At 69.7% G+C, this 16,404-nt stretch carries 16 protein-coding genes; 11 read left to right on the top strand and 5 right to left on the bottom strand.

The features are described from left to right. Positions 1 to 54 precede the first annotated feature (54 nt). The 9 genes from ACFMRZ_RS11500 (at position 55) to truB (ending at position 9,720) form a co-directional block, all read left to right on the top strand. The gene (locus ACFMRZ_RS11500; protein ID WP_400179136.1) at positions 55 to 408 is read left to right on the top strand and encodes a YlxR family protein; all 354 of its coding nucleotides are present in this window, start codon (positions 55 to 57) and stop codon (positions 406 to 408) included. 108 nt (positions 409 to 516) lie between these two features. After that, positions 517 to 3,492, top strand: a complete 2,976-nt coding sequence (infB, locus tag ACFMRZ_RS11495; protein WP_400179135.1) for a translation initiation factor IF-2 — start codon at positions 517 to 519, stop codon at positions 3,490 to 3,492. Between the two features lie 72 nt (positions 3,493 to 3,564). Then, positions 3,565 to 3,855, top strand: a complete 291-nt coding sequence (locus tag ACFMRZ_RS11490) for a DUF503 domain-containing protein (protein WP_280272809.1) — start codon at positions 3,565 to 3,567, stop codon at positions 3,853 to 3,855. A 25-nt stretch (positions 3,856 to 3,880) separates the two neighbouring features. Further along, on the top strand, positions 3,881 to 4,318 hold the full coding sequence (gene rbfA / locus ACFMRZ_RS11485) for a 30S ribosome-binding factor RbfA (protein ID WP_280272808.1): 438 nt from the start codon (positions 3,881 to 3,883) through the stop codon (positions 4,316 to 4,318). A 29-nt stretch (positions 4,319 to 4,347) separates the two neighbouring features. Beyond that, a complete protein-coding gene (locus ACFMRZ_RS11480; RefSeq protein ID WP_400179134.1) occupies positions 4,348 to 5,352 on the top strand; it encodes a bifunctional oligoribonuclease/PAP phosphatase NrnA in 1,005 nt (334 codons plus the stop codon). Positions 5,353 to 5,565: 213 nt separating this feature from the next. After that, complete coding sequence (locus ACFMRZ_RS11475; protein WP_400179133.1) at positions 5,566 to 6,966, top strand: MATE family efflux transporter; 1,401 nt, start codon at positions 5,566 to 5,568, stop codon at positions 6,964 to 6,966. Between the two features lie 120 nt (positions 6,967 to 7,086). Further along, a complete protein-coding gene (locus ACFMRZ_RS11470) occupies positions 7,087 to 8,046 on the top strand; it encodes a metallophosphoesterase family protein (RefSeq protein ID WP_400179132.1) in 960 nt (319 codons plus the stop codon). Between the two features lie 82 nt (positions 8,047 to 8,128). Further along, positions 8,129 to 8,794, top strand: coding sequence for a 4'-phosphopantetheinyl transferase Npt (npt, locus tag ACFMRZ_RS11465; RefSeq protein ID WP_400182833.1), 666 nt, complete (start codon positions 8,129 to 8,131; stop codon positions 8,792 to 8,794). Continuing rightward, on the top strand, positions 8,794 to 9,720 hold the full coding sequence (gene truB / locus ACFMRZ_RS11460) for a tRNA pseudouridine(55) synthase TruB (RefSeq protein WP_400179131.1): 927 nt from the start codon (positions 8,794 to 8,796) through the stop codon (positions 9,718 to 9,720). The genes npt and truB overlap by 1 nt, the downstream gene beginning before the upstream one ends. A 14-nt stretch (positions 9,721 to 9,734) precedes the next feature. Here the strand turns inward: truB and ACFMRZ_RS11455 are convergent, their stop codons facing one another. The 3 genes from ACFMRZ_RS11455 to ACFMRZ_RS11445 are packed head-to-tail and all read right to left on the bottom strand — an operon-like array spanning position 9,735 to position 11,914. Then, positions 9,735 to 10,433 carry a GntR family transcriptional regulator gene (locus tag ACFMRZ_RS11455; protein WP_280272803.1) on the bottom strand — a complete coding sequence of 233 codons (699 nt, stop codon included), beginning with the start codon at positions 10,431 to 10,433 and terminating at the stop codon, positions 9,735 to 9,737. Next, the gene (locus ACFMRZ_RS11450) at positions 10,420 to 11,169 is read right to left on the bottom strand and encodes a maleate cis-trans isomerase (protein WP_400182832.1); all 750 of its coding nucleotides are present in this window, start codon (positions 11,167 to 11,169) and stop codon (positions 10,420 to 10,422) included. The genes ACFMRZ_RS11455 and ACFMRZ_RS11450 overlap by 14 nt, the downstream gene beginning before the upstream one ends. A 4-nt stretch (positions 11,170 to 11,173) precedes the next feature. Further along, a complete protein-coding gene (locus tag ACFMRZ_RS11445) occupies positions 11,174 to 11,914 on the bottom strand; it encodes an Asp/Glu/hydantoin racemase (RefSeq protein ID WP_280366119.1) in 741 nt (246 codons plus the stop codon). A 150-nt stretch (positions 11,915 to 12,064) separates the two neighbouring features. Here ACFMRZ_RS11445 and ACFMRZ_RS11440 point away from each other — a divergent pair, with 150 nt between their 5' ends. Continuing rightward, entirely contained in the window at positions 12,065 to 12,970 is a 906-nt protein-coding gene (locus ACFMRZ_RS11440) for a D-2-hydroxyacid dehydrogenase (protein ID WP_280366125.1), read from the top strand. Between the two features lie 28 nt (positions 12,971 to 12,998). Then, positions 12,999 to 14,381 (top strand): amidase, encoded by a 1,383-nt coding sequence (locus tag ACFMRZ_RS11435; protein WP_400182831.1) that lies wholly within the window; start codon positions 12,999 to 13,001, stop codon positions 14,379 to 14,381. A 208-nt stretch (positions 14,382 to 14,589) separates the two neighbouring features. Here ACFMRZ_RS11435 and ACFMRZ_RS11430 read toward each other — a convergent pair whose 3' ends face one another. After that, a complete protein-coding gene (locus tag ACFMRZ_RS11430; RefSeq protein ID WP_400179130.1) occupies positions 14,590 to 15,090 on the bottom strand; it encodes a DUF3830 family protein in 501 nt (166 codons plus the stop codon). A gap of 12 nt (positions 15,091 to 15,102) precedes the next feature. Further along, positions 15,103 to 16,344, bottom strand: a complete 1,242-nt coding sequence (locus ACFMRZ_RS11425; protein ID WP_400179129.1) for an aspartate aminotransferase family protein — start codon at positions 16,342 to 16,344, stop codon at positions 15,103 to 15,105. Positions 16,345 to 16,404 lie beyond the last annotated feature (60 nt).

Genomic DNA, 16,404 nt, shown 5'->3' with positions numbered 1-16,404 from the left:
GAGCGGGATGACAGGTTGGTAACTAACCAGAGGGCTGGATGCGGGGTTCGGGACATGGCAGCGGTAGAGTGGACGCAGGCTCAGCACGAGTCTCCGGTTTCCACGCGCACCGCGCGGATCGAGGGTCCACCCTCGGGTCCCGTTCGGACGTGTGTGGGCTGCCGGAAGCGCGAGCTGGCCGCCGATCTGTTGCGGGTCGTGGCGCTGTCGTCCGACGAGGGCGGTGTTGCGGTCGTTCCCGATCCGCGGCACAGACTTCCCGGACGGGGTGCCTGGTTGCACCCCGCTTCGGCTTGTCTGAGCGCAGCAGTTCGGCGCCGAGCGTTCGGCAGAGCGCTAAGAGTGTCCGGAAAACTGGATATCTCAGCCCTGGAGCACTACGTGGAGAACAGGCACGAGCACTCATGAGCACACCGTGAAGTACCAACGATGATCGGCCATCGAAGATAATCGGAGGTCGTGCGGACTTCCGTCTCCGGACGGACTGTCACGCTCGACCTCTCAGTGAGGAGAGCAGTGGCAGGCAAGGCCCGCGTGCACGAGTTGGCAAAAGAACTCGGTGTCACGAGCAAAGAACTACTCGCAACGCTGAAAGAGCAGGGCGAGTTCGTGAAGTCGGCGTCGTCGACGGTGGAGGCACCCGTCGCGCGCCGGCTGCGGGAGTCGTTCTCGACGAAATCAGCCCCGGCGAACGGCAGTGCGAAGTCGGGCGCCCGGCCCGGTCCCGGTCAGACCGCGCGTTCGGGCGGCAAGCCCGGACCCGGCGCCCCCGGTCCGCGTCCCGGACCGCGTAGCAATACGCCCAGCCCGGCGCAGCAATCGGCCCCGGCCGCGGCCGCGCAGCAGTCCGCTCCGGCGGCCCGCTCCGAGGCTCCGGCGGCCGCGTCGGCTCCGTCGCAGGAGGCCCGGCCCGGTCCGGCGGTGAAGCCCGGTCCGGCTCCGGCGCCCGGTCCCAAGCCCGGCGCCGCGCGTCCGGCCGCTCCGGCCCCGGCGGCCGCGCAGCAGTCCGCTCCGGCGCCCGCGCCGCAGCAGGGTTCGCGTCCGGCTCCGGGCGGTGGCCCGCGTCCCGGCCAGCCGAAGAGTGGCGCTCCGGCACAGCCGGGTCAGCGTTCCGGTCCCAAGCCCGGCCCGAAGACACCGCGCGTCGGCAACAACCCGTTCACCTCCGCGCCCGAGCGGCCCGCGCCGCGTCCGGCTCCGGGTGGCGGCCCGCGTCCGGGTCCGTCGCAGGGCGGTCCCCGGCCGACACCGGGCAACGCGCCGCGTCCGGCCCCGCAGGGCGGTCAGCGACCGTCCGGCCCGCGGCCGAGCCCCGGCTCGATGCCCCCGCGCCCGAACCCGGGTGCGATGCCGCAGCGCGCCGCGCGTCCCGGCCCGGCCGGTGGTGGCCGTCCGGGTGGCGGTCGTCCCGGCGGTGGCGCCGGTGGCGGTCGTCCCGGTGGTGGCGGCGGCGGTAACTACCGCGGTGGCGGTGGTGGCGCCGGTGCCGGTGCGGGCGCTCCCGCGGCCGGTGGCGGCGGTTTCCGCGGTCGTCCCGGTGGCGGCGGTCGTCCGGGCGGTCCCGGTGGCCGCGGTGGTGCGGCCGGCGCGTTCGGTCGTCCCGGCGGCGCGCCCCGCAAGGGCCGTAAGTCGAAGCGGCAGAAGCGGCAAGAGTACGACTCGATGCAGGCTCCGTCGGTCGGTGGCGTGCGGCTGCCCCGCGGCAACGGCGAGATCATCCGTCTCGCCCGCGGCGCGTCGCTGTCGGACTTCGCCGAGAAGATCAACGCCAACCCGGCCTCGCTGGTGCAGGTGCTGTTCAACCTCGGCGAGATGGTCACCGCGACCCAGTCGGTCAACGACGAGATCTTCGAGCTGCTCGGCGGCGAGATGAACTACGTCGTGCACGTGGTCTCGCCCGAGGACGAGGACCGCGAGCTGCTGGAGAGCTTCGACCTCACCTACGGCGAGGACGAGGGCAACGACGCCGACCTGCAGGTCCGTCCGCCGGTGGTGACCGTCATGGGTCACGTCGACCACGGTAAGACCCGACTGCTGGACACGATCCGCAAGACCAACGTCCGCGAGGGCGAGGCCGGCGGCATCACCCAGCACATCGGCGCCTACCAGGTGCTCACGAACGTGAACGACGAGGACCGCCTGATCACCTTCATCGACACCCCGGGTCACGAGGCGTTCACCGCCATGCGTGCCCGCGGTGCGAAGTCGACCGATATCGCGATCCTGGTGGTCGCCGCCGACGACGGCGTGATGCCGCAGACGGTGGAGGCCATCAACCACGCGCAGGCCGCCGACGTGCCGATCGTGGTGGCGGTCAACAAGATCGACAAGGAAGGCGCCAACCCGGAGAAGGTCCGCCAGCAGCTGACCGAGTACAACCTGGTGGCCGAGGAGTACGGCGGCGAGACCATGTTCGCCAACATCTCCGCCAGGCAGGGCACCAATATCGAGTCCCTGCTGGAGGCCGTGGTCCTGACCGCCGACGCGGCGCTGGACCTGCGGGCCAACCCGGATATGGACGCGCAGGGTGTCGCCATCGAGGCGCACCTGGACCGCGGCCGCGGCCCGGTGGCCACGGTGCTGGTGCAGCGCGGCACGCTGCGGGTCGGCGACTCGATCGTGGCGGGCGACGCCTACGGTCGCGTGCGGCGCATGGTCGACGAGCACGGCGAAGACGTCACCGAGGCGCTGCCGTCGCGGCCCGTCGAGGTCGTCGGCTTCACCTCGGTGCCCGGCGCCGGTGACAACTTCATGGTCGTCGAGGAAGACCGCATCGCCCGGCAGATCGCCGACCGGCGCAACGCGCGCAAGCGCAACGCGCTGGCCGCCCGTAGCCGCAAGCGGATCAGCCTGGAAGATCTGGATGCCGCTCTGAAGGAGACCTCGGAGCTCAACCTGATCCTCAAGGGCGACAACTCCGGTACGGTCGAGGCGCTCGAGGAAGCCCTCATGGGTATCGAGATCGACGACGAGGTGCGCCTGCGGGTGATCAACCGCGGCGTCGGTGGCGTCACGGAGACCGACATCAACCTGGCGTCGGCCTCCAGCGCGATCATCATCGGCTTCAACGTGCGCGCGGAGGGCAAGGCCACCGAGCTGGCCAACCGCGAGGGCGTCGACATCCGGTACTACTCGGTGATCTACCAGGCCATCGACGAGATCGAGAAGGCCCTCAAGGGCATGCTCAAGCCGATCTACGAGGAGGTCGAGCTGGGTCGCGCCGAGATCCGCGCGATCTTCCGTTCCTCGAAGTTCGGTAACATCGCCGGTTGCATGGTCACCTCCGGGCTGGTCAAGCGCAACGCCAAGGCGCGCCTGCTCCGCGACAACGTGGTGGTCGCCGATACGACGATCGAGTCGCTGCGCCGCGAGAAGGACGACGTCATGGAGGCTCGCGAGGGCTTCGAATGCGGTATGACGTTGCGCTACAACGACATCAAGGAAGGCGACATCATCGAGGCCTACGAGCTTCGCGAGAAGCCGCGGGACTGAGTGTCGAAGGCCGCGCCGGGCGAAGTCATTTCGCCCGGCGCGGTCGTCCGTCGTAGTAGATGAGGTGAGCCGTTGTTCGTCGGGGCGCTGGAGTTCGACATTCTGCTCGGCGACGTGCATTCGCTGAAACAGAAGCGTTCCGTGATTCGTCCCCTGCTCGCCGAACTGCAACGGTTCGGGGTGTGCGCGGCCGAGGGCGGGGAACACGACCGGTATCGGCGCACGCTGCTGGGTGTGGCCGTGGTCAGCTCCGCGATGGGCCATCTCACAGAGGTCCTGGACCGGTGTGAACGCCACGTGGCGGCGCGTCCGGAGTTACAGTTGCTGGCAGTGCGCCGCCGGATCTTCGGACCCGAAGACTGAGTCAACACAAAGAGGAGGGTCGGCCATGGTGGACCAAGCCAGGGCACGCCGGCTCGCGAAGCGGATCGTCAATATCGTCGGTACCGCGATCGAGTACGAGATCAAGGACCCGCGGCTGGGATTCGTCACCGTCACCGATGCCAAAGTGACGGGTGACCTGCGGGAAGCCACCGTCTACTACACGGTGATGGGCGAAACGATCGACGCGGAACCGGACTTCACCGGTGCGGCGGCCGGGCTGGAGAAGGCCAAGGGCGTGCTGCGCTCGAAGGTCGGCGCGGCGACCGGTATCAAGTTCACGCCGTCGCTCGCGTTCGTTCTGGACACCGTCCCGGACGCCGCGCGGGAGATGGAGGAGTTGTTGGCCCGCGCCCGCGCGGCCGACGAACAGGTCGCACAGGTGGCGTCCAACGCGACCTATGCCGGTGACGCCGATCCGTACAAGAGCGACGAGGAAGACTGACCGCCCGCGAGGCGGTCGAGGCTGAAGCGATGACAGCAGTAACGCCGGCGGCGGATCTGGCCGCGGCCGTCGAGGTTCTGGACGCCGCACGGTCGGTCACGGTGCTGTGTCATGTGCAACCCGACGCCGACACCGTCGGCAGCGGGCTGGCGCTGGCGCAGGTGCTGCACCGGCGCGGCGTGCCGGTGTGGGTCTCGTTCGCCGAGCCCGCGGAGTTACCGGCCTCGATGCGGTCACTGCCCGGCATCGAGTTCCTGGTGCCGCCCGCGCGGGTGCCGCTCGAGGTGGATCTGCTGGTGGCGGTCGACTGCGGCAGTGTCGGGCGGCTCGGCACGCTGGCCGACCGGATTCCCGGCGCCGCAACGACTCTCGTGCTCGACCATCACCGGTCCAATACGCGCTTCGGCACGGTGAACGTGATCGACGCTACGGCCGAGTCGACCACCAGCCTGCTGGCGCGGGTCTTCGACGCCTGGGGCGAGCCGATCGATGACGCGGTGGCGTACTGCCTGTTCGCGGGCCTGGTGACCGACACCGGGTGTTTCCGGTGGGCCGGTCCCACCACCCACCGGCTTGCCGAACGTTTGCTGGAGACCGGGATCGACGGCGCCGGTATCACTCGCACGCTGATGGACACCCATCCCTTCGGTTGGCTGCCGATGTTGTCGCGAGTGCTGGGCTCGGCCCATCTCGAGCCCGACGCCGCCGCCGGGGCCGGGCTCGTATACGCCTTCGTGCTCCGCGACGATATCGACGGCCTGCGCTCGGAGGAGGTGGAGAGCGTCATCGACCTCGTCCGCACCACCTCCGAGGCCGCCGTCGCCGCCGTCTTCAAGGAGTCACGGACCGCGCCGGGCGTATGGACGGTCTCGCTGCGCTCCCGCGACACCGGCGTCGGCCTGGACGACGGCGTAGACGTGGCGCAGGTGGCCACGAAGCTGGGCGGCGGCGGACACCGCTACGCCGCCGGATACACCACCACCGGCACACCCGACGACCTGGTCGCCTCCCTCCTGTCGGCCCTCTCCACCTGATCTCTACAGTGCCGGTCGGTTCGGAGTTCCGTCTTCGTCAGCAGGGAGCACGGATCGGGGCGGTCATTGGTCGGCACGTGACGGGGCGGGGGCGGTGAGACGTGGCCTCGGTCGAGCTGTCGGTGGGGTGTGCGAGGGTGGTTGTCGGCGGGACGACATTCGGGAGGTTGGCGTGCGCGGCGATGGGTCGGGGGAACGCGGGGCTGGGTCATCATGAGCGCGCAGCAGGGGTGTGAGCCGGTCGAGGCGGTGGCCGAGGACCCGTCCGAGGCGGGGCCGCGGCGGATTCTCGGGATCGCGGTGCCGACGTTGGGCGTGCTCGTCGCGGAACCGATCTATCTGCTGTGGGATATGGCGGTGGTCGGGCGGCTGGGGGCGCTGGCGCTGGCCGGTCTGGCGGTGGGCGGGCTGATTCTCGGGCAGGTCAGTACGCAGCTGACGTTTCTGACCTACGGCACCACCGCGCGGTCCGCCCGCCGGTTCGGATCGGGGGATCGGCGGGGCGCGATCGAGGAGGGCGTGCAGGCCAGCTGGACGGCGATCGGTATCGGTGTGCTGATTCTCGTTGTGCTGCAAGCGTTCGCGGGCCCCGTCACCGAACTGATCGCGGGCGGGCACGACATCGCCGACGCGGCGCTGGGGTGGTTGCGGATCGCGCTGTTCGGAGTGCCGCTGATCCTGGTCACCATGGCCGGAAACGGATGGCTACGTGGCGTGCAGCAGACCCGGCGGCCGCTCGCCTACGTGATCGCGGGACTGGTGGTGTCGGCCGTGCTGTGCCCGCTGCTGGTGCACGGCTTGCTGGGGGCGCCGCGGCTGGGGCTGGACGGTTCGGCCGTCGCCAATGTGATCGGACAGGTCATCGCGGCCGCGATGTTCCTGGGCGCGCTCGGCCGGCGATGCCTACTGCCGCCGGGCGACCCCGACCGGATCTCGCCCGCGCCTCGCCCGGCGATCATGCGGGCGCAACTGGTGCTCGGGCGCGACCTGATCGTCCGCAGCCTGGCCTTCCAGGCGTGCTTCGTCTCGGCCGGTGCGGTGGCGTCGCGGTTCGGTGCGGCGTCGGTGGCGGCGCATCAGCTGGTGTTGCAGCTGTGGAACTTCATCGCGCTGACCCTGGACTCGCTGGCTATCGCCGCCCAGACGCTGACGGGCGCGGCGCTCGGCGCCGGGAACGCGCGCGGGGCGCGGCGGCTCGCGGGACGGATCACGGTCTGGTCCACGCTGTTCGCGGTCGCGCTGGCGGTGTGCTTCGCCGCCGGATTCGAGGTGGTGCCGCGGTTGTTCACCACCGATCCGCTGGTACTGGACCGGACCCATGTCGTCTGGTGGTTCTTCGTGGCCCTGATCCCGGTGGTGGGTGTGGTGTTCGCGCTCGACGGCGTGCTGCTCGGCGCGGGCGACGCCGCCTACCTGCGCAACACCACCATGGGTGCGGCGCTGGTCGGATTCCTGCCGGTCATCTGGCTGTCCCTGGCCTTCGACTGGGGTATCGCCGGAATCTGGAGCGGTCTGGCCGCATTCATCGTGCTGCGGCTCGTCGCGGTGAGCGTGCGAGCCTGGTCCGGGCGCTGGGCTCGGGTCGGCGCGGAGATTCCGGGCGGCATGGGGTAGTCGGCCCGCAGAGCCACAGCCAGCCCCGCCGGGACGGTGAGCGCAGGGCATGGGAATGTGGAACGGACCGCCGCGGTTGCCGCATGCAGGCGTGGCAGGAGAGTAGGAGGTTGGTGCCGGGTGAATCCGAAGCTGATGGCCGTGAGCGATATCCATGTCGGGCACCAGGGCAACAAGCCCGTCGTCGAGGAGATCAGGGCCGATTCACCCGAGGACTGGCTGATCGTCGCGGGCGATGTGGCGGAGAAGACCGACGACATCCGGTGGGCTCTCGAACTGCTGCGCAAGCGTTTCGCGAAGGTGATCTGGGTGCCGGGAAACCACGAATTGTGGACCACCACAAAGGATCCCGTGCAGATGCACGGCGCCGCCCGATACGACTACCTGGTGTCGCTGTGCCGGGACCTGGACGTGCTGACGCCGGAGGATCCGTTCCCGGTGTGGGAGGGCGCGGGCGCCGAACAGCACGGCGGCGCGGTAACGCTGGCGCCGTTGTTCGTGCTCTACGACTACTCGTGGCGGCCCGCCGGCACGACCACCAAGGCCGAGGCGATGGCGCTGGCCCGCGACCGCAACGTCGTCGCCACCGACGAATTCCTGCTGTCGCCGGACCCGTACGTGACCCGCGACGCCTGGTGTCACGCCCGCGTGCAGTACACCCGCCGCCGCCTCGACGACCTGGGCACCGACACCCCGGTGGTGCTGATCAACCACTTCCCGCTCAACCGCGAGCCCACCCGGATGCTGTTCTATCCGGAGTTCTCGCTGTGGTGCGGCACGGAGCTGACCGCGGACTGGCACGTCCGCTACAACGTGGTCTGCTCCGTCTACGGCCACTTGCACATTCCGCGCACCACCTTCTACGACGGCGTCCGCCACGAGGAGGTGTCGCTCGGCTACCCCCGCGAATGGCAACGCCGCGGTCTGCCCGACAAACTGCTGCGCCAGATCCTCCCCGCCCCGGAGTACGGCCCGGACGATCTGAACGAGTGGGGCGGCCACTTCAAGATCACCCCCGCCATGCGCGCCGCCGCGGTGGAGATGCGCCGCGTGGCCGACCGCCGCCGCGGACTGGGGTGATCGAGCGGACCCTGCCCTCCGTTAATCTCGTGAGGCAAGCAAGGTGTCGAGTCAGGAGGCGGTCATCGAGGAGCGGGCGAGCATCATCGGCAGGATCCTTCCCGATGGGGTGGCCGCGGCCGAGTTGGTGCGGTATCCGGAGGAGCTGAAGCCGCACCCCGGTGAGGAACATCTGATCGCGAAGTCGGTGGAGAAGCGGCGCCGGGACTTCATCGGGGCGCGCTACTGTGCACGGCAGGCCCTGGCCCAGCTGGGCGAGCCGCAGGTGGCGATCGGCAAGGGGGAGCGGGGCATGCCGCTGTTCCCGACCGGCGTGGTCGGCAGCCTCACCCACTGCGACGGCTATCGGGCCGCGGCCCTGGCGCATCGGCTGCGCTGGCGATCGGTGGGTATCGACGCCGAGCCGCACGACACCCTGCCCGAGGGCGTGCTGGACTCGGTCAGCCTGCAACCCGAGCGCGACTGGCTACAGGGCGCCATCCCGGCCACCGGTCTGCACCTGGACCGATTGCTGTTCTGCGCCAAGGAAGCCACCTACAAGGCGTGGTTCCCGCTGACCCTGCGGTGGCTGGGTTTCGAGGACGCGCACATCACCTTCACCATCGACGACACCGGCAGCGCGGGCACCTTCCACAGCAAGCTGCTGGTGCCGGGCCAGACCAATGACGGTGGGGCCCCGCTGATCTCGTTCGACGGGCGCTGGCTGATCGGCGACGGGCTGATTCTGACCGCGATCGCGGCGGGCTGATGAGCGAACAGCGCACCCCGCTGGTGAACGCGCTCGGCGGCCTGCTGATCGTCGACAAGGACGGCGGCATGACCAGCCACGACGTGGTGTCGCGGTGCCGGAAGCTGTTGCGCACCCGCAAGATCGGGCACGCGGGCACCCTCGACCCGATGGCGACCGGTGTGCTGGTGCTGGGGGTGGAGCGGGCGACCAAGATGTTGGGACTGCTCAGCCTCACCACCAAGTCCTACGCCGCGACCATCCGGCTCGGGCAGTCGACGGTCACCGACGACGCCGAGGGCGAGACAGTCGCCACCACGCCCGCCGGGCACCTCACCGACGCCGAGATAGCCTCCGGTACAGCGAAATTGACCGGTGACATCCAGCAGGTCCCCGCCACGGTGAGCGCGATCAAGATCGACGGCGAACGCGCCTACGCCCGGGCCCGCGCGGGCGAGGACGTGCAACTGGCCGCCCGCCCGGTCACCGTGAGCCGCTTCGACGTCCTGAAACGCCACGATATCGACACCGGCGCAACGACATTCGTGGACCTGGACGTCGAGGTCGACTGCTCGTCGGGCACCTACATCCGTGCCCTGGCCCGCGACCTGGGCGCCGACCTCGGCGTCGGCGGCCACCTCACCGCCCTGCGCCGCACCCGCGTCGGCCCGTTCACCCTCGACCACGCCCGCACCCTGGCCCAGCTGGCCGACGCCCCCGCTCTGAGCCTGGACATCGATTCCGCTGCCCGCCTGGCCTTCCCGTCCCGGACCATCACATCGGACGAGGAACAATCCCTGCGCGACGGCCGCTGGCTGGACCCGCTCGGCATCGCGGGAACGCACGCGGCGCTCACCCCGGACGGCCGAGCCATCGCCCTGCTCGAGGAAAAAGGCAAACGCTCCTCCCCGGCCTTCGTCATCCGCCCCCGCGGCCTGATCGACTGACGCTCGCGGGAGCGCTACGAGTTGGCCGGTTGCGGCGCGGTGGACGCGGCCGCGGCGAACGACACGCGCAACCGTTCCACCGCGTCGTGCATGTGGTCGACCAGGAGTTTGCGGGCGCGGGCGGGGGCGCCGGAGCCGATGGCCTCGCGGAGGTCGGCGTGTTCCTGGATCTGTTCGAGTACGTCGGGGTAGGTGGTTTCCAAGGCGCCCAGGCACATTCGGGTCTCGATGAACAGGGTGCGGGCGGCGTGTGCCAGGCGGGGGCTGTCGGCGCTGGCGACCAAGGCCTCGTGGAAGGCCTGGTCGGCATCGGAGACGCCGGCGGCGTCACCGCGGTCGGCGCAGGCGCGCATCGCGAGGACGCTGGGTTCCAGTGCGGTGTAGGCGATCTCGCGGCGGCCCTCGAAGATCAGCTCCAGCGCGCCGCCCTCGATGGCGGTGCGGGCGCGGTACACGTCGAGCACGTCGTCGAGGGACAGTTCGATGACGAAGATGCCCCGGTGCCGGATGCTGTGCAGGAGACCCTCGGACACCAAGCGTTGCATCGCCTCCCGCACCGGACCGCGGGACACGTCGAACTGGGTGGCGAGGTCGGCCTCGACCAGCTGTGCGCCGGGCGCGAGCGTACCGCGCATGATCGCCGCACGGAGCCGGTCGGCGATCATCTCCGCCGTGGACTGCCGGTTCACCGGCTCGAATTCAATAACCGACATGAATGAGCCTTTCCGAGAACAGCTTACCGAGTTGCGGTGCGATCGGTTCGCTCCCCGGCGAATATCCGGCGAGCCGGATACCCTCCCAGATCGTCACCTGGTTCGCGGTCAGCACCGGTTTGCCGAGCGTGGCCTCCAGCTCCGGCAGCACCGCCACGGTGTGCATGGCGGTGTCGGGGATCAGCAGCGCCTGGGCGTCCGGATGATCGTTGGCCACAGCGAGTTTCACGACCTGCTCGGCCTCCAGGGTGCCGACCTCGGCGGCGGTGTCGATGCCCGCGCTGGACATCGATATCACGTCGATGCCCTCGGCACCCAGGAAATCTACGAACAGCCGGGCGACGTCGTCCGGGTAGCTGGCGCACACCGCGACCGACGAGATACCCAGTGCGCGTGCGGCATTGACGAACGCGAAGCTGGTGCTCGAGGCGGGCACCCCGGCCGCCTCCCGCAAACCCCGCACCTGGTCTCGTGCTCCCCGCGGCCCGTAGACGAAGCTGCCCGAGGTGCAGGCCCACACCACCGCGTCCGGCCGCGCCTGCGCCAGCAGCCCCGCGCCCTCGCGCAGCCGCTCCGGGCTGCCCAGATCGAGCAGTTCGGGTACCGCGTGCAGATCGGTGCCGTAGATGTGTGCGACTCGCAGTTCCGCGCCCAGGATCTCGGCGGCGCGGGGGTAGTCGTCCTCGGCGGCGTGGTCGGGGTAGATGAAGCCGATGGTGGGTGTCTGCATGGTGATTCCCCTAGAAGACGTCCTGGAGCCACTTGCCGGGCCCCATCATGGGCAGTTTCATGCGGCCCAGGCACGCCCACATGGTGAGCTGGTTGGCGGTGAGCACCGGTTTGCCGAGGGCCTGTTCGAGCGGTTCCACGAGGTCGTAGGTGGGCAGGTTGGTACAGCTGACGAAGATCGCCTCGGCCGCCGGGTCGTCGGCATTGATGATGCGTTCGGCGATGGTGCGGTAGCTGACCTTCCAGATGCCGCCGCCGAGCCCGAGATGATCGGAGCGGACGACCTCGCAGCCGGCCTCGCCGAGAAACTCGTGCAGCTTGCGGGTGAGGATCTCGTCGTACGGGGTGATGACGGAGATGCGGGTGAGTTCCAGCTTGCGGATCGCCTCGATCAGCGCGCCGGAGGTGGTGACCGCGTCCCGGGCGCCAGCCGCGCAGATCGTGTCGCGCAGCGACTGCTCGTACTCCAAGCCCTTGATGAAGCTGCCGGAACTACACAGGTAGGCAATGACTTCCGGCTCGACGTGCAGCACGTTGCGGGTGGCCGCGGTGAGGTGCGCCGCGTTCGACACCAACTCGGCCATCGCCACCGACACCGGGACCGGCTCGTAGGGCGTGCGCGCCAGGTGCAGGCTGACCTCGAGCGGCGCCCACCGCCACAGCTCACGCTCCAGCGCGAGATCGAACGGTGCGATGATGCCTATACCCCGCTGCGCGACCGGGCCGTCGATGTCGGGAAAATTGAGTTCCACTACGAGGGGCCCCTCTCGCGTTCAGCTGGGTATTCCTCCGCACACGATCGGATTGTTGACAATCATACGATGTCTTTCTAGCCTGTCAATGTGGTTGAGGGCCAAATAGTCACCGTTCTTCACGATGGCACCAGGCCCGATGCGGGACTGATGCGTCCGGTGTCCGAGCGGGCCACGGTCCGCTACACCGATTCCGACGGTCTCGCCGATGCGCTGCATGGTGCCGACGTGTTGTTCGTATACGACTTCACCAGTACAGCCGTCCCCGGGGCCTGGCCATCGGCGGACCGGCTGCGCTGGGTACACGTCGGCGCCACCGGGGTCGACTCCGTAATGTTCGACGGACTGATCGGCAGCGACGTCGTCGTCACCAACACCCGCGGCATCTTCGACGGGCCGATCGCCGAGTACGTGCTCGCGCAGATCCTGAACTTCGCCAAGGACCTGCCCGAGTCGTGGCGGTTACAGCAGCGGCACGACTGGCGCCACCGGGAATCCGAGCGATTGTCCGGTGCCACCGTACTCGTCGTCGGCACCGGGTCCATCGGGCGGGCCATCGCCCGCATGCTGCGCTGTGTCGGCATGGACGTGCGGGGGCTGGGGCGGCGCGCCTACACCGATGACCCGGACTTCGGCAGCGTCGGCACCGATCTGCACGCCGAACTGCCCGCGGCCGATTACGTCGTCGCGGTCGCACCGCTCACGCCGCAGACCCGGCACATGTTCGATGCGCGGGCGTTCGCCGCGATGAAGCCGCATGCCCGTTTCGTCAACGTCGGTCGTGGGGAACTAGTAGTGACAGACGATCTCGTCGCCGCGCTGCGCAACGGCAGCATCGCGGGCGCGGCGCTCGATGTCGTCGATCCCGAGCCGCTGCCTCCCGGGCACGCGCTGTGGGATCTGCCCAACGTCCAACTCACCCCCCACAACTCCGGTGATGTCCTCGGATGGCGCCGCGACATCGTGACCGCCTTCGCCGGGAACTTCCGGAAGTGGATCGACGGCCGGCCGCTGGAGAATGTGGTCGACAAAAGGCTGGGATACGTCCCCAGCTGAAAGGGAGTCAGCCATGGCCCACCCCGATATTGATATCCCCACCGAGCCGGCCGCGATGACAGCGGTCGAGCTGATCACCGCCTACTCGGCGGGTGCGTTGTCACCGGTGGAGGCGACCGAGGCCGTACTCGGCACCATCGCCGAGCGCGACGGCGAGCTGAACGCCTTCTGCCTGATCGATGCAGAGCGTGCCCTGATGCAGGCCAAGGAGTCCGAGGCGCGCTGGCACTCCGGGCACGTGCAGGGATTGCTGGACGGGGTACCGATCTCGATCAAGGACATCTTCCTCACCGAGGGGTGGCCGACCCGCCGCGGCTCCACCTCCATCGAGCCCGACGTGCCGTGGCCGCTCGACAGCCCGGTCACCGCGCGGCTGCGGGAGGACGGCATGGTGTTCCTGGGCAAGACGACCACCCCGGAACTGGCCTGGAAGGCCACCACCGACAGCCCGCTGACCGGCATCACCCGCAACCCGGCCGATCCGTCGAAGACGTGCGGCGGTTCCTCCGGCGGCAGCGCCGCGGCGGTGGCGGCCGGGATGGGCCCGGTGTCGGTGGGCACCGATGGCGGTGGGAGCGTGCGCATTCCGGCGTCGTTCTGCGGCATCGTCGGATTCAAGCCGACGCACGGGCGGATCCCGCTGTATCCGGCCAGCCCGTTCGGGCCGCTGGCACACGCCGGGCCGATGACCCGCACGGTCGAGGACGCGGCTCTGCTGATGGACATCCTCTCGCTGCAAGATCCGCGCGATCCCACGGCGCTGGCGCCCACGCTGTCCACCTTCCGCGGCGAGTTGCAGCGCGATGTGCGCGGGGCGACGGCCGCCTATTCGGAGACGCTCGGCTACGTCGAGGTCGACCCGGAGGTGGCGGCCGTGGTGGGCGAAGCGGTGCGGCAGCTCGAAGCGGCCGGATTGCATGTGACACAAGCCGACCCGGGCTTCAGCGATCCGCTGGAGGCGTTCGAGGACCTGTGGGCCGCGGGCGCGGCGACGATGCTGTCGAAGTTCTCGGCGGGCAGCCGCGGGCGCGTCGATCCGGGCCTGGGCGAGGTCTGGGATCGCGGCGCGCGGCTGGACGCGGTGGCCTACCTCGACGCCCGCGCGGTCGCGGCCGAGGTCGGCATCGTGATGGGCGCCTTCCACACCGCCTACGACGTGCTGATCACCCCGACCGTGCCGATCCCCGCCTTCGAGGCGGGCCACGACGTACCTCCCGGCAGCGGCATGCGCAGCTGGCCTCAGTGGACCCCGTTCACCTACCCGTTCAACATGACTCAGCAACCCGCCGTCAGCCTCCCCGTAGGCACCACGAAGGCGGGTCTCCCGGTCGGCCTCCAGATCGTCGGCCCCCGCCACTCCGACGACCTGGTACTGGCCTTGGCCCGTTTCGCCGAAGTGGTGCTGGGCTAGACGCGAGTAACAGGCCCGGCCTGGGCGGACACAGATCGCACTTACGCGGCGAAATTTGCCGCATCCGTGCGTTCCGTGTCCGCTCAGGCCGGGCCTATTTGCCGGGAGCGTCAGCCGGGCCGGTCTGTGGGAGCGTCAGCCGGGCCTGTCTGCGGAAGCAGCACTGGGCCCGCCACCGGAAGATTCCGGTGGCGGGCCTACAGCGGTGCTACTCGGAATCCCGGGCGAAGGCGAGGGTTTCGCCTTCTACGCCGCGTAGCCAGAGGTTGTTGCAGGCGGTGGCGATGTCGGTGAGGCCTTCTTCGATGGTGGCGAAAACGTTGCCGGGGACCCAGCCTTGGTCGCCGTTGATGAGGAGGTTGTTGCGGCCGTAGAACAGGGCGAGGTCGGTGGCGCCTTGGGCGTGGTGGGCTTCGGAGCCTGGTTCGTAGCCGTAGGCCGGGTTGCCGATCTCCCACGGTTCGAAGTCGAACAGGCACACGTCGCCGGGAATCGGTGTGATGGTGGGGTTTTCGCGGTGCGGGGCGGCGGTGAGGCGGGGGACCAGCGTGTACACCTCGTTGCGGGCGTACTTGGCGTGGAAGGCGTCGCCCTCCTGCGGCAGGGCGTCCCAGACCGCGGCGCAGGTGAGCGGGGCCTCGTCGTCCAGCAACCGGGCGCGGCAGCGGACGCCGGCCTTGGTGAGCGTGATGGTGATGTAGCGGGCCATGTCGATGTCTCCCTACAGTTCGTCGAGCACGGCGGACCAGATACCCAGTGCCTCGTCGACCTGCTCGGCGCTCACGATCAGCGGGGGGATCATGCGGACCACATTGCTGTAGGCGCCGCAGGTGAGCAGCAGCAGACCCTTCTCGTGGGCGAGCCGCTGCGCGGTCGACGCGGTCGCGGTGTCGGGTTCGCCGGTGGGCGTGGTGAATTCGGTGCCGACCAGCAGGCCGAGGCCGCGGACGTCGCCGACGGCCTTCGTCGCGCGCTCGCGCGCACCGGCCAGCAACTGGCGCCCGCGCTCGGCGGCGTTGTCGACGAGGCCTTCGGATTCGATGACGTCGATGGTCGCCAGCGCGGCGGCGCAGGCCACGGCGTTGCCGCCGTAGGTGCCGCCCTGGGAGCCGGGCCACGCCTTCGCCATCAGCTCGCTCGAGGCGGCGATGCCCGACAGCGGGAAGCCGCTGGCGAGGCCCTTCGCGATGGTGATGATGTCGGGCCGCACGTCGAAGTGCTGGTGGCCGAAGAACTTTCCGGTGCGGCCGAAACCGGTCTGGATCTCGTCGAAGACCAGCAGGATGCCGTGCCGGTCGGCACGCTCGCGCAGGCCCTGGAAGAAGCGGGTGTTACCGGGGATGTATCCGCCCTCGCCCAGCACGGGCTCGACGAAGAACGCGGCGGTCTCGGCGGGCGCCGAAAGCGTGGTGAGCAGGTAATCCAGCTCGCGCAGGGCGAAGTCGGTGGCCTGCTCCTCGCTCCAGCCGTAGCGGAACGCGGTCGGGAACGGCGCCACGTGCACCCCGGCCATGAGCGGGCTGAATCCGGCGGAGAACCGGGTGCCGGAGGTGGTCATCGTAGCGGCGGCGACCGTGCGGCCGTGGAAACCGCCGTGGAACACCACGACATTCGGTCGTCCGGTGGCCTGACGGACCAGACGCAGCGCGGCCTCGATCGCCTCGCTGCCGGAATTGGCGAAGAACACCGAGTCCAGGCCGGTCGGCAGCACATCGCCGAGTCGTTCGGTCAACGCCAGCAGCGGCTTGTGCATGACGGTCGTGTACTGGCCGTGGATCAGGCTGCCGATCTGCCGCTGCGCGGCCTCGACCACCTTCGGGTGGCAGTGCCCGGTGCTGGTGACACCGATCCCGGCGGTGAAGTCGAGGTAGCGGCGGCCGTCGGACGCGTAGAGGTAACAGCCCTCGCCGTGGTCGACGGTGACCGGGGTGGCCTGCTTCAGGACGGGGGAGAGAGCCGTCATCGTGATCCGCCTTCCGGAGCGTGGGATATGGGCGCCCGGCGCGGGAGGAGCCGCGCCCGC

The organism is Nocardia sp. N2S4-5 (assembly GCF_044628355.1).
Lineage (GTDB): Bacteria > Actinomycetota > Actinomycetes > Mycobacteriales > Mycobacteriaceae > Nocardia > Nocardia wallacei_B.
Note: the sequence above shows the minus strand (reverse complement) of the source record. Positions and strands in the feature narration are given on the sequence as shown.